The organism is Streptomyces sp. DG1A-41, assembly GCF_037055355.1.
GTDB lineage: Bacteria > Actinomycetota > Actinomycetes > Streptomycetales > Streptomycetaceae > Streptomyces.
The window spans coordinates 2601367-2613870 of sequence record NZ_CP146350.1 but is presented as its reverse complement, the minus strand read 5'-3'; the positions used below and the strand labels follow the sequence as shown (position 1 = coordinate 2613870).

Below are 12504 nucleotides of genomic sequence, written 5' to 3'. Positions count from 1 at the left end.
CCTATTGGGCTATTGGAATAGTCGGCGCGACGGGCGGCCGCACACCAGCGTGGGGCGGCCGCCCCTCGTGCACTGCAGTCAGAATCAGAACCCGCGGGCGGTGAGCCACTCGTCCAGCGCAACGGAGACGATGTCGCCGATGGGCAGGTGATCGAGTTCGTTGTCCAGCGCGAAGCGCTTGATCCGCTTCTTCAGCTTCAGCGCGGCGGGGACCGACGAGTCGAGACTCTCGCGCGCGATGATGCGCTGGTTGAGAAGGACGGCGGTCTCAGGAATGTCCTTGGGACGGCCGGATCCCTGAGCCCATGGTGTTCCCTCGCTGGGCGCTGCCTGCGATTGTGCTTCCTGTTCCTGGTGAGCCCGTGCAACATCGGCCCTCACCGGGAACCCGTTGCCGCCTGCCGTCGGAGGAACTGCAGGGCGAAGCGCCACCTCAGCGCCCGAGACTGCGCCAGGAGCCGCGAACGAGCCGTGTTCCGCAATGGGTTCGGTCGGCTGCGTGGGCTGGAGGGCAGGTGCTGCGGGTTCGGCAGCCGGGGCCACAGGCGGCATCTGCCGTTCCACCGGTACCCCGCCTGCCTCGTCCCCGCCTCGGGGGCGAAGTCGGCCGGGTGAGTCGGCTGGCTGGCAGCCGGCTCCGGCACCGGGCCGCTCGGCGCCTCGGCAGTCGGCTGGGCTGAGGTCTGCGCCACTTCGGGCACCGCATCGGTCCGGCCGTGCGCCGATGCCTCGGCGGGAACGCCGGAAGGAGCGGGCTGAACCTGCGCCTTGCTCGCAGTGGGACGGCCTTCGCTCTGGGCGGCGGCCTGTTCGGCGGCGTACTGCTCGGGGGTGAGCTCGGCGGCCGGGGGAGGGGGAGGTGGAGTCGCCTTCTTGGCCCCGCCGAGGGGGCGGCCGGTGCGGCGAGTGGGGGGTTTCATGCGCTCGCTCATGCGGTGAGCTCCTTCATCAGTTCGGCGTACTCGCTCAGCTCGGTGGGGATCTCGCCGAAGGCCTCCATGTAGTGCACCCAGGAGTGGATGGTCGTCTCGGCAAGCGGGAAGGGTTCGTCGCGGTCCGGGCCGATGCCCTCGCCCTGGGCGGGCTGACGCAGCTTGTCCTTTGCGGTGCGGGGCAGGCTGATGCGGTCGTCGGCCTTGACGAGGACCACGTGGGCGGTGACGTCGCGGTCGTTGCGGGCGGCGGCGCGCTCGGCCTCGTCGAAGGTGGCGACGAGCTTGCGGCGCTCGATTTTGGTGGGGGCGACCGGGACGAGCAGCAGGTTCGCCTCGGTGACAGCCTCGTGGAAGATGCGGGCGCTGCCGCCGCCGGCGTCGACCACGATCGCGCCGAACTCGGCGCGCTTGGTACGGATGTACTCGGCGATGTCGTCGAACGGGTACCGCTCGACCACCAGGTTCTCGGGGATTTCGAAGCCCTGGGCCTGGGCGACCTTGAACCAGTCGTAGGCGGACTGGCTGGTGGCGTCGGCGTCCAGAAGCAGCGTCGGCAGGTCGAGGACGACGGCGTAGTAGAGGGCGATGAACCAGGCCGAGGTGGTCTTGCCGGTGCCGCCCTTGAGCATGCCGACGACGATCACGAAGGCGTCCCATTCGAGGGCTGTGGCCGCCGCCAGGGTCTTGATACGAGTGTTCTCACTCACGGGTGCTTGATCTCCTGAAACTGGAAGGTGCGTTGTCGTATGTGCGTCGGCGAGAAGGCCGACGTTCGGTGGCGGGTGTCGGCCGACGGCGGCGGGGCCCGTGCTGCCGTGCCGTGTTCGGGATGGCGCACCGTCGGTCCCTTGTTCTGCGGGGCCCAGCCGTGAACATCTGCGGGCGCGCTCATGACCTCTTCCTCGGGGTGCGGGCCGGGCCGTGGTTGTGCTTGGGCCGCTTGCGGGTGCCCGCCTGGTGCAGGAGCCGGTACACGGTGGCGACCGAGTAGTTGCACTCCTTGGCGAGGTCCGGGACCGTGGCGCCAGCCTCATAGCGCGCTCGCAGGGACAGCGCGAGCTCCTGCCGGTCAGCAGCCCGAGCTGCGGCGCGCATCCGCATCGTCTGCTGCGTTGTGCGCACGCTGCCGCCGGCCTCGATCAGCAGACGCCGGGCGGCACGCCTCGTCCCTTCCGCAGCCGCAGCGAGTTCGGTGAGGGTGGCGCCGTGCTGCTCGTACAAGGTGCGAAGATGCGTTGCGAGGCGTTGGCGTGCCTGAGGGTCCTGGCGCATTCGACGGGTCTGCCACGATGTGCGCATCTCGGTCCCGGCATCGTGCAGCCGGTTGAGAACCGTGCCGTACGACAGGCCACTCGTAGCGACGAGTTCGTCGACCGTGGCACCGGACTCGTACTGCTTACGCAGGGCCTCGGGCGTCACGGCCTCGCTCGCATCGGATGTGACTGGGGGCTCTGAGTTCATGCGGCGGACTCCCATTCGCTGAGGGCTTCGGCATGGGCGGTGGCCAGCTCGTCGTAACTGCGCTGGTCCGATGGGGTGATGAGGATCAGCCGACCGTCGGTGGCCACGCGCCATTCGGCGTCAGGGCGGCCCGTGACCGGGTCGATCACGCGCCCGCGCGGGGCGTGCCAGGCAGAGGGGATCTCGTCGGGGCGAGGTGCTGGGATCAGGACCTGGCGGCCGTCGCGGATGATCACCACGGCCTTGCTGCGGTGCTCCGCAAGCCGGTCCAGTGCCTCCCGGTAAGCCGCGCGCTCGACCGCGTGCAGCGCCTTGCGCCGGGCCGCGACGCCCGTGGTGCCGTACTGCCGGGCGACCGCGTCCCAGCCCTGTGCCGGGTGCGCGGTCGGGCCGGAAACCGCATCCGGCAGGCTGGCACCGAAGCCCTCCAGCGCGCGAGGCACGAGGCTCCAAGTCTCTCCGCTGTGGTGCACCAGGCCGTGGTCGGCCAGGCGGCGCAAGGTCCGGTAGGCGGTGGCCCGGGACACCGACGCCGAGCCGACGAGCTCGCCAATGGTCTGGGCCGACCGGGCGTGCAGCGCGCCGATGACCATGAGGGCGGAGCTGCCGAGGCCGTGGTGGGCGAAGGCGTCGTGGCCCATCAGGCGGCCGATGACGGTGGAATCGATGTCGGCCGCCGTGACCGTCTCAGGGGTGGGCCACTCCTCAAGTGCCGGGTCGGGGGGTACTGAGTGGTCCGGAAACGAGACAGCGATGCGGGGGCGTTGCCGTCGGCGAGGTACCAGGTGGAGCTCTCTCGGCCATGGCCGACTCGCAGGCGGCGCAGCCAACCGTGTGGCTTGAGGACCGTCTCGTAGACGGCTCGGAGTGTCGTCCGGGAGACGCCTGCTTCCTCGGCGGTCTGCCGCTCACTGGCGTGGTGCAGCGGGCCGCCAGCGATCTCGGCGAAGGTCAGATGCGCCCGCAGCACCCGCAGTGCGGTCCGCCCCCGCTCCCCGCGCCAGGGCGTCGTTTCGATCCGGTCCCGCAGCGCGGCGAGAACCTCGTGCGCCTGCTGGCGCGATTCCAGCACCCGCGTGCTGCTCACCACCGCCGAGGCGCTGGCCCACACCCGGCGGATGTAGTCCAGAGCACGTGCCTGCCCGGAGCGCAGCGCGATGTGCCGGGCGTGCCGACCGCCCTCGTGGTCGGGGTGCAGCAGCAGCCGGGTCAGCTCGTCGACGGTTCCGCCGGCGCGGGCGACGTGGCAGGCGATGGCCGCGGTGATCCGGTGGCCGTGCTCGGCCGTGCCCTGACGCTCTGGGCGCGGGACTACGGTCCGGGCGTCGGAGCCGAGCCTGCTGTAGCTGCCCGTCGCGTAGCGGCCGGTGAGGTCGCCGAGCAGAACAAGGTCAGCCGCGGCCGGGGGCAGCCTGTAGAGGCCCAGTCGCTCGCCCGGGTGAAATGTCCGTCGGGATGGGTCTGCCTGGTGGGTGTGGTGTGGCACTGTGGGGTCGTCTCGCAAGGACGTGGACGCCACCCAGGCCCGCTAAAACCACGGGTGGTGTCCGGAACCGACCTCCAATCGGTGCCAGGCGAAGCCTCCAGGATGGCCGTCCTGGAGGCCTTCGTATGCCTGGCTCCGCAGCGGAGGCAGGCGTCCCCATCGCGGCTCGACCGAGAACGATTCCGAGCGCCGTCAGAGGAGTCCTGACCCGTTCGACACCGCCCCGACCTCGGCCGATTCGGGGCCGAACAGAGGGCGATTGCCTCGACTGGCTCCGAGCAGCTCGGGTCGAATCGGGGTCGAATCAGAGCGGTTTCCTCTGACTGCCTCCGATCGCCTCTGCAACCCGTCCTTGCAGGTCACAGCCGGTCCGATCCCGGAAAGCCGCAGGTCAGAAAGGTGCTCCAGGAATACCCGGCGTACAGCCCGACTCGTCTGCCGCCACCTGCGGCTTTGCCTTGGAAAGGGCCTCTGATCTGCGACGGAGGCCCTTTCTGATCTTTCAGTAGCTTGCCGCGTCAGGCGGCGAAAAGTCCCTCGGAAGTCCCTCGGACAGGGCTGAAAGTCCCTGAAAGTCCCTGGAACAGAGGGCCGGGTGATGCCTTTGCGCTGGTTCGGATTGATGGGACACGACGCTGTCCCTCTACCCCCACCGTTTGCAACTGCCGTGAGGTGGGACGTGGTCTGCGGTGGAGTGTTCGTGGTCTGAGGCCGGTGCACTCGTAATGCGTAGGTCTCGGGTTCGAATCCCGAAGGCGGCTCTGTGGTGAACCCCAGGTCAGGCCTTTGACCTGGGGTTTCTTGTATTCGTTGGCCTTGGAATCCTGGCCAATCGGCACTCGTGGTCTGCGCATCGTAATGCGTAGGTCGGAGGTTCGTTTTCTGTGACGAGGTCGACGATCAAAGGTTCTGACCTGGTCTTTTATCCGCTCATAGGGGATGGATCACGCTGGCGCAAAGGGTACTGGTGGACAACCGGTGTACAGCCGTGCGTGACGCTCCATCAGGAGACTCTCGCCGCCCCTGTGTCGACGGGTGAAATCCACCGGTCTCAGATGGAACGACCGGCATCGCGGGGACTGTCCGGTCCCGACAGATCTCACATTCGGCTCGGGCGATCCGTCGGCAGTCGGCCCCTTGGGTCAGTCTCGGTGGTCGGGCATCCGACGGTGGGTCTCTCGCCAGTCGGCGGAAAGGGTCCTCGCATACCTCCGCACTCGGGTCCTCCATGGCGCCCCGTTGCCTTGAAGCGTGCCGACGTCGCCCCCTCGGCTCGCTGATCGGATTAGCGAAACGTGGTCCTGCCGCGACAACACGTGACCGTACTCCTGGGGGTAGCTGGCCGCTCGTCCCCGGCGGCGTTGTGCGTCGCGGTTCGGCGGTAGCGTGGCGCGGCAGGGAGTGCTGAGGACAGGTTTGGCGGGTTTTCATGCGGATGCGGTTCGAAGCCGGGGCCGAAGAGGAGTTCGAGGCGGCGTGCGGGCTGCTGGTCGACCGGCTGGTCCGGTGGGCCGGGGAGCAGGGGCTGCCGGTGGACGGGTTCATGGCCGAGGCGGCGCTGGATTACCGCCACCGGGCGACTGCGGATGGTCGGCTGGGGCTGTGGGAGCCGCGGCAGGTGGAGGAGCTGCTGCTCTCCTGGCTCCCCCAGAAGGTCACCGAGCTTCCCGGGGAGGAACGCGGCGACGCCCCGGGCACAATGCGTACGCTGCTGCGCTTTCTTCACGCCGTGCAGTTGGCGGATCCGCGGGGCCCCGCACTTGAGGACTCCCTCGCCGCGGTCGACGCTGCAGCGCAGCGGTATCCGGCGGCGATGGCGGACCGCACCCGCTGGGGTTTGGCGAAGTTCTGGGCGATGACAGCCGCCGAGCAGGGCGTGGATGTCCTGGACGGGGCGGCGTTGCAGCGGTTCGCGGAGCGTGCTCAGCGCGGGGAGGTCGCCTACGACCAGCAGGCCCTGGACACGGTCATGGAACGGCGGTTGACCGGCCGTGCTCCGTCCAGTGTGGCTCGGGCCGAGCCGCAACTGCCTGTTGTGCTGCCCCCGGACGACGAGCTGCGCCGACGGGCCGAGGCCTCGACGATCGTGGGGCAGTTGCGCGGGCTCGCCGAGTGGGCGGGGCGCGACGGCCGCGCGGTGACGGCGGCGGGGCGGCTGCGGATGGCCGATGCCCGCGAGCTGGTGGACGTGCTGGGTACCGGCGACAAGGCCGAGGGGGCGCGCTCTTCGGCCGATCTGCCGCGGCTGGGGCTGCTGGTTGAGTGGGCGAAGAAGGCGCGGCTGGTCCGGGTGGCCAAGGGGCGGTTGTATGCGGTGGCCAGGGCCCGACCGGTGCTGACCGATCCGCTTCAGCTGTGGCTCCGTGCTTTCGAGGCGTGTTTCGAGTTGCGGCAAACCCTGATCGGGGCGCGCAGTGGCTGGCACGTCGAGTCGATGCTCTTCGATGCGTACGAGGACGTGCTGGAGGACGTGCTGAACACGCTCTACAGCTTGCCGTATCCAATGCCCTGGCCGCGGCTGCGTGACTCCGTTCACCTGGCCTACCGGGTCCGCTTCCAGTTGGACGGCGGGTCGGACGTCCAGCACCGGATGTGGTTCGAGCACGCCGACCGGGACCTGCGCACGGTGCTCGACACGCTGGTGGACCTGGGCGCGATCGAGCGTGAGTGGGGGATGGCAGATCCGGTGTTCCTCGAGGCCGACCTTTCCGCTGAACCCGAGTTGCCCGAGGGCATGCCGCCGGAGCTCGCGGAGCTGCTGGGGGCCGCAGGGGTGGCGCCGGACCCGGCGGCACAGGAGCGTGACCGCCGTCTGCGTGAGGAGCTGACTGCCGGACCGGTGGAGCTCCTCCGTCTCACCGAGCTGGGTACCCGGGCGGTACGGCAGCGGCTGCTGGCGGTCGGCCGGGACGCACCGCTGGTCGGCGAGCTGGCCCAGGCGTCGGCGGCCGGCCTGCTGGGTGTGCTCGCCGACGACTACGACCCGGATGCCGCCCGCGTGGAGCTGGCCGACTGGATCGCGGCCCGCGGCGAGCGGGATGCCGCGCTGCGGCAACTCGTCGAAGCGGTACGGTCCATGCCCTTCCGGGTGCGTGCGCAGGCGATGCTCGCTGTACTGCTGACGGCGTTGCCGGACGACGAGGGCGAGCGGCTGCTGCGCGGGCTGCGCGGCGACGCAGCGCTGGCGCCGCTCGTGCTGACCGCGCTGGCGCACCATGAGTTGCTGTCCCCCGAGGACATGACCGATGCCGAGCATCTGCTGCTGATCGCAGAGAACTTGCTCCAGCTCGTGGAACTGGCGGGCGGCGGGGACGGCGCCGAGGAGGTGCTGCGTGCCCAGGGCCGCGATACCAGGGACGCGGTTGCCGCCGCACTGGACTCCGCGCACCCGGACCGGGCCGGACTCGAAGAGCTCGGGCAGCTCGCGGCCCGCGCATTGCGTACTCCCGCCGCCCGGGTCGGCCGCGCCCGGAAGCGTCGGCGCACCGCCGGCAAGAGTGGCCGCAAGCGGCACCGCTGACCAGGGCATGACCGCCTGTTCATGAAGGCGCCAGGTGAAACCGGCACCGGCCACGGCGGCAGGCGGGGGAAACCGGACCGGCGTCGTACGTCCCCGGTGGCGCGCGCTACGGTCGGAGCCGTGGCCGAGGGATGGGACGAGGACGGGCTGCGAGCCCTGCGAGGCGCGCTCCACATTCAGGACTGGGTGGCGCTGCTTGCCGCGTTGCAGCGTGGAACCGTGCGTGAGGTGCTGCAGCTGGCCGGCGATGGTGTGGCCGGGGCCGCGGCGCGTGGCCTGCCGGGGGCTGCGGAGATGGCGGCCTCGTTTATCGGCGAACTCCAAAAGCGCGGCTTCCGGGGCGACGAGGAACTGGCGCACCAGTTGCGAACGGCCATGGGAGATGCGGCGATCCCCCTCCTGCGCCCGCTCGCGGTCGATCTGGAGATGCTGGCCATGCTGCTGGAGGGCGACCTGGCTGAGACGGGTGGCCGGATCGATCTGTCCACCGGGGAGTGCTGGCCGACGTTCACCGACGAGTTGGAGCCTGGGTCCGGGGTCGAGGAGGCGGATGATCCCGAGCGATGGCTGTACGTGCCGGCTCTGGGTTCCCGGGCCGGCTACCGGGACATGGAGTTGTTCATCGACGGGCTCGGCGACGTCGCCCTCGCCGACCGGCTGCGGATCGCCATCACCGGGCGGGGCGCCTTCCGACGCTTCAAGGACGTCCTCGCCCGGGACGAGCGCGCCTGGCGCCGGTACCACCGGCTCAGCGATGAGCGACAGCGCGGCCGGGCCCGCGCCTGGCTGGTGGAGGAGGGCTATTGCCCGTCCTCGTCATGCAGCGCATCCTCGCGCTGACCGTCGCGATCTGGCGCGACGACCACACCGGACAGCCAGTCCTGCGCTCACTGGCCGCCTATGATCACTGACCCCTTGGAATCAATCATCTCAGCGGGACGTCAGGCCGGCGTCGGTGAGGCGGCGCATCAGTGAGGACTTGCCACGGTGCTGCTCGCGCAGGTCATGGAGGCGCCGGGCGACTCACCGGGGGTGCCCGCCCGGTCGTGGATCTCGCGGAGATCCTTCAGGAGGGCGACAGCGGTGTCATAGGGGCCGCGCTGCTTCTTCCGATCAGGTTGGCGACGTCCTGCCAGGCTTGCTCGGCGTTGTCGGCCAGGTGGTCCAGGTGGCTCTCGCGGGCCGACTGCTGGGCCCGGCGGGCCTGGGCGCGGGCCTGATCCTGCTGTCGGTTGTGTTCGCTGCGCACCTCGTGGGCGGCGTCGAGGAGCTCTGCGGCTGAGCGGCGCCGGGCGGCGGTGGACGGTTCGGCTGTACCGCGGGACGCGGCGCGATGGCGGGCCAGGAGTGCCGGGCCCGGCTGTGGGGCGGTGCCCAGGGCGGCGTCCAGCAGCAGGGCATCCTTCTCGGGTTGCGGCAGGGCGCGGATCCAGGCGGCGAGTGCGGCCTTGTCGATTGTCTGGGAAGGGGCGGCGCCGCTGGCGCGGGCGGCCGCGGTGAGCAGGTGGGGGTCGACGCGCAGGAAGTCCGCCAGTGCCTGCTGCGGTCCGGTGAGGTGGGCAAGGCCGGCGGGTACGGGCGGCTCGAGGGTGGAGGTGTACTCGTCCTCGTCGACGTCCTCCTCCAACTCCCAGCGGGTGAGCGCGGAAAGCCAGGCCAGATAGAGGGGGCGCCGGTCGCCCGTGGCGAGTTCGGTACGCAATGTACGCTTTGTGGGTAGGCGGTGGGGACCTTCGGAAGGTCGCCAGATCCAAGGGGTGGCCAAGGGGTGGCCATTGGACAGAGACGGTGCAGCGTCGATGCAGCCGGGTGGCCGAGGAGTGGCCGAGCTGTTGACGTTGGCGGGGCTGCGGGAGAGGCGCGGTGGTGGCGCGGCCGTGATTCGGGACGGCTGTCCGCCGGTGGCCCCCTTGTAGGCACTCGACAAGGCTGATGGCTGGGGGAGCGCGCGATTACCTCCTACGCTGGGTCGCGTGTCGGATGTGAAGAGCACCGTGAAGTTCAAGGTGTTGGTTACGGAGACGACCGCCGTACTGCTGACGCGTGGCCTGGAAGTAGAGCCGGTGGCGGTGCGGGACGTCGTCGCTCACATGGTCGAGGTGCTCGCACAGCAGACGGGGATGGACGCCGAGGAGGCGGTCCACCTGGTCACGTCAGAAACCGTGGCGGACGCGATCGTGAGAGCCTCGGACCAGACGCTCGAAGGTGCGGAGGCGGTTCACGCTGTGCGTCCGGTACGGGTGGACGCACGCATGGTCTCTGCGGCGGTCCGTGTCCTGGGGCGCCTGGTCATGGCTGCCGCGCAGTCCGGCAAGTACGCGAGTCTGAACGGCGACGGCCGCACGGCGGCACAGGCCATGGACCTGGCAACCGAACTTGGAGCGGCCCTCGCGGCTGACCGGGTTGGCGAGGAGACCGAGGTCCCCGTCGGACTGCTGGACGAGTTGGCACAAGTGGTCGAGTCCGAGGGATGGAGTATCTGCCTTTGCGGGGAGGTGCACGAGCAGGGCTTGGTTCCTGGCAGCGCGAATCCGGCAAGCACGGCTCCACCCTGATCAGCGAGCGCGAGGGCGTCGTGCCCTGCGGCGCGGTCTACCTCGCCTCGGACGATCCGGCCGTCATCGAGGCGAACACGGAACACGCTCCACCTGCGCACGCTGAGCCCACCCTGCCTTTCAGTCAACTCTGCCCTTCAGCAACGCCACGACCGCCTCAGCAATCCGCGCCGCGAAGGGATCCTTGACCGCCGCGAAGTGGTCGGCATCCACCTTGACCAGCACCATGCCGGGGCCGAGTAGGGATTTCCAGTGGGCGACAGCCTCTTCGGGCAGCTCGGCGGCCACCAGGACCGACGGAACGTCGACCGGTTCGTCGGAGACGTACTCACCCACGGCCGTCCAGTGCCTGCGGATCGCGTCGAAGCGCTCCCGCAGAACGTCGATCGACATCGCGGAACCCGAGGCATTCACCAGTGCCTCCAGCACGCTCAGGCCGTGCTCGGTGTCGCCGGGCGACAGCAGCAACTCGGTCGGCATCAGCGCTGGCGCGTCCACGGCACGCAGGATGGTGTAAATGAACGCGTCAAGCTCGCTGTGCGCTTCGTTCGCCGCACTGCCGTCCGGGGCGGGCGGGTCGATGAGCAACAGCGGGGGCGGCGTGACGCCGTCCGCGCGCATCCGTACGGCCATGACGTAGCTGATCAGGCCACCAAGCGACCAACCGCCCAACACGTCCGGCGTCCGGCCGGCGTCGGCATTCTCCCGGTGGTGGTCCGCCAGCTCCTCAAGGGTTTCCTGATCCCCGTCAGGGGACATGGTTACCCGCCATCCCTCCGGCAGCGCACTCGTCAGATCCTTGTAGGTGGTCTGGTCGGCACCACCTGCCGGATGAATGAGGTGTAGGTGTGGCCCACCCCGCTCGCCCTGTCTCAGCAGCACGCTGTGCTCAATCGGCTGCTCGGTCGCGACTGACCGCTCTGTGAGTTGGATCAGCTTGCCCAGGGTGGGGGTGTCGAGCCAGTCCATCATGTCTATCTGGCAGCCTGCGGCCTCCTGGACCTTCGCGAAGAGGACGAACACTCGCAGGGAATGCCCGCCGTCCGCGAAGAAGTCACTCTCCGGCTCCGCCTGAGTCAGCCCCAACGTCTCGCACCAGATGTCGCGTACCGACCCTCGCAGGCCTTCGCCGCCTTCCGCCTCTGCCTCAGCGATCGAAGAACTCCGCACCGTGTCGACGGCATCGGCTCGCGTGGCCAGCTGGGCCGTGGTGGAGCGCGTTCGGACGTGCAGGGTACTGATCGGCACCTCGGCTCGTACTCCCGCCTCCAGTACCTGTTCGAGATCCGAAAGCAGGGCGCGCACAGTGGATTCATCGAAGCGGCTGGTGTCGTACCCCGCCTCGATCACCGTCGCTTCGGGTTCTTCGAAGATACCCAGCGTGATGTGGTTGACAGCACTTGAATTGGGGCTCGCCTTCAGTTCGGTCTCCCGCTCGCCGAGCAGGACACCGGCACCGATTTTCCCGTGATACGTCAGCAGCACACTCGGAGTCGCACCCAGGCGGTTCCTGTCCTCGACGGACAGCGCATTGTGCACCAATGAGAACGGGACCCGCTGGTGGGGCAGGCTGTCCCAGAAATCGTCGCGCGCCCTTGCGACCACATCATCCAGAGTGTCGCCCTCGAACAACTCCCCCATGGCGACAACGACATTGGTCAGATATCCGACACAAGCGGCGTCGCGCTCAGTGAGTCGATTGGCCACCCCGACCCCTACGGCCAACCGCCCGTGGACGCCGCCGAGTCCGAGCACGGTGTACAACGCGGCCAGATAGCAGGCGAACGGGGTCATGCCGCCGCGGTCGGTCAACGCGGCCACGCCCTCGGACGCCTTAGAGCTGAGCGAATGACGCACCACGGCGCCCGGCGTGCCGGGAACCTGCTGTGGCCGCACACGGTCAGGTTTCACCGTGGCGCTCTCGACACCGGACAGAGTGCGCACCCAGTAGTCCGTACCCTCCTGCCAACTACCGTCGGATTCGGCCTTTCTGGCCCTCACCGCATAGTCGGCGAACTGCACCGGAGGTTCGGCGATATGCGCGCTTCCGGGGTCAGCCAGTTCGGCGTGATAGACCTCGGCCAGTTCACGGACCACTCGCTGCATCGACCAGCCGTCTAGCATCGAGTGGTGCGCGGTCAACAACAACTCGTCGCACTGCCCTACGGTGACCAGAGAGAGGCGGGCGAGCGGGGGTACGCTCAATTCAAACCGCGTTTTGTGCAGGTGTTTGGCTAGTCCGTCCAGCAGATCATGCCCGGGCGCCACCGCGTCCTGGGCTTCTTGTGGCCATTTCAGCACGTTGAGGGCGGCCGGCACCTGTGCGTGGATGTCCTGCCAGACCGCACCGTCCTCGTGAACAAGCGCTGTTCGAAGGACCTCGTACCGGTCCACCATGGCCTGCCAGGATCGTTCGAGTGCCGGCACGTCCAGACGGCCGACGGACATCCGCCACGTCAGGTTGTAAAGATCCTTGTGAGATGACCGCTGCTGGATCCACCACAGCGCTTCCTGCTGCGGTGCTGAGACCTGGCGGATCATGACATT

At 69.1% G+C, this 12504-nt stretch carries 10 protein-coding genes and 1 pseudogene; 4 read left to right on the top strand and 7 right to left on the bottom strand.

The annotated features are described in order from the left end of the window. Positions 1-84: 84 nt before the first annotated feature. The 5 genes from V8690_RS12200 to V8690_RS12180 all read right to left on the bottom strand — a co-directional run bounded on the left by V8690_RS12200 (position 85) and on the right by V8690_RS12180 (position 3882). Positions 85-564: a hypothetical protein gene (locus V8690_RS12200; RefSeq protein ID WP_338778233.1), complete on the bottom strand. Its 480-nt coding sequence runs from the start codon at positions 562-564 to the stop codon at positions 85-87. A gap of 364 nt (positions 565-928) precedes the next feature. Next, positions 929-1642 carry a ParA family protein gene (locus V8690_RS12195; protein WP_338778232.1) on the bottom strand — a complete coding sequence of 238 codons (714 nt, stop codon included), beginning with the start codon at positions 1640-1642 and terminating at the stop codon, positions 929-931. Between the two features lie 181 nt (positions 1643-1823). Beyond that, positions 1824-2396 (bottom strand): helix-turn-helix domain containing protein, encoded by a 573-nt coding sequence (locus tag V8690_RS12190; protein ID WP_338778230.1) that lies wholly within the window; start codon positions 2394-2396, stop codon positions 1824-1826. Continuing rightward, positions 2393-3037 carry a hypothetical protein gene (locus tag V8690_RS12185; RefSeq protein ID WP_338778227.1) on the bottom strand — a complete coding sequence of 215 codons (645 nt, stop codon included), beginning with the start codon at positions 3035-3037 and terminating at the stop codon, positions 2393-2395. Before V8690_RS12185 ends, V8690_RS12190 begins: the two co-directional genes overlap by 4 nt. Beyond that, a complete protein-coding gene (locus V8690_RS12180) occupies positions 3037-3882 on the bottom strand; it encodes a hypothetical protein (RefSeq protein ID WP_338778226.1) in 846 nt (281 codons plus the stop codon). The genes V8690_RS12185 and V8690_RS12180 overlap by 1 nt, the downstream gene beginning before the upstream one ends. Before the next feature lie 1435 nt (positions 3883-5317). Between V8690_RS12180 and V8690_RS12175 the strand changes: the two genes are divergently transcribed. The 3 genes and pseudogenes from V8690_RS12175 to V8690_RS12165 all read left to right on the top strand — a co-directional run. Further along, positions 5318-7402 carry a hypothetical protein gene (locus tag V8690_RS12175; RefSeq protein WP_338778225.1) on the top strand — a complete coding sequence of 695 codons (2085 nt, stop codon included), beginning with the start codon at positions 5318-5320 and terminating at the stop codon, positions 7400-7402. A gap of 120 nt (positions 7403-7522) precedes the next feature. After that, entirely contained in the window at positions 7523-8242 is a 720-nt protein-coding gene (locus V8690_RS12170; RefSeq protein ID WP_338778224.1) for a UPF0158 family protein, read from the top strand. Beyond that, positions 8212-8313, top strand: a pseudogene (locus tag V8690_RS12165) (IS982 family transposase); the annotation flags it as partial. The gene V8690_RS12170 and the pseudogene V8690_RS12165, both read left to right, overlap by 31 nt. Positions 8314-8468: 155 nt before the next feature. Here the strand turns inward: V8690_RS12165 and V8690_RS12160 are convergent. Next, positions 8469-9104, bottom strand: coding sequence for a hypothetical protein (locus tag V8690_RS12160; protein WP_338778222.1), 636 nt, complete (start codon positions 9102-9104; stop codon positions 8469-8471). Between the two features lie 271 nt (positions 9105-9375). Between V8690_RS12160 and V8690_RS12155 the strand changes: the two genes are divergently transcribed. Further along, positions 9376-9957, top strand: a complete 582-nt coding sequence (locus V8690_RS12155; protein ID WP_338778220.1) for a hypothetical protein — start codon at positions 9376-9378, stop codon at positions 9955-9957. A gap of 120 nt (positions 9958-10077) precedes the next feature. On the opposite strand, the gene V8690_RS12150 is transcribed toward V8690_RS12155, so the two are convergent. Continuing rightward, a complete protein-coding gene (locus tag V8690_RS12150) occupies positions 10078-12498 on the bottom strand; it encodes a condensation domain-containing protein (protein ID WP_338778218.1) in 2421 nt (806 codons plus the stop codon). Positions 12499-12504 lie beyond the last annotated feature (6 nt).

Bases quoted from the DNA above. Each gene is read 5' to 3' on its own strand.
- V8690_RS12190 (WP_338778230.1), bottom strand. From the start codon at position 2,396: ATGAACTCAGAGCCCCCAGTCACATCCGATGCGAGCGAGGCCGTGACG.
- V8690_RS12185 (WP_338778227.1), bottom strand. From the start codon at position 3,037: ATGGGCCACGACGCCTTCGCCCACCACGGCCTCGGCAGCTCCGCCCTC.
- V8690_RS12175 (WP_338778225.1), top strand. From the start codon at position 5,318: ATGCGGTTCGAAGCCGGGGCCGAAGAGGAGTTCGAGGCGGCGTGCGGG.
- V8690_RS12150 (WP_338778218.1), bottom strand. From the start codon at position 12,498: ATGATCCGCCAGGTCTCAGCACCGCAGCAGGAAGCGCTGTGGTGGATC.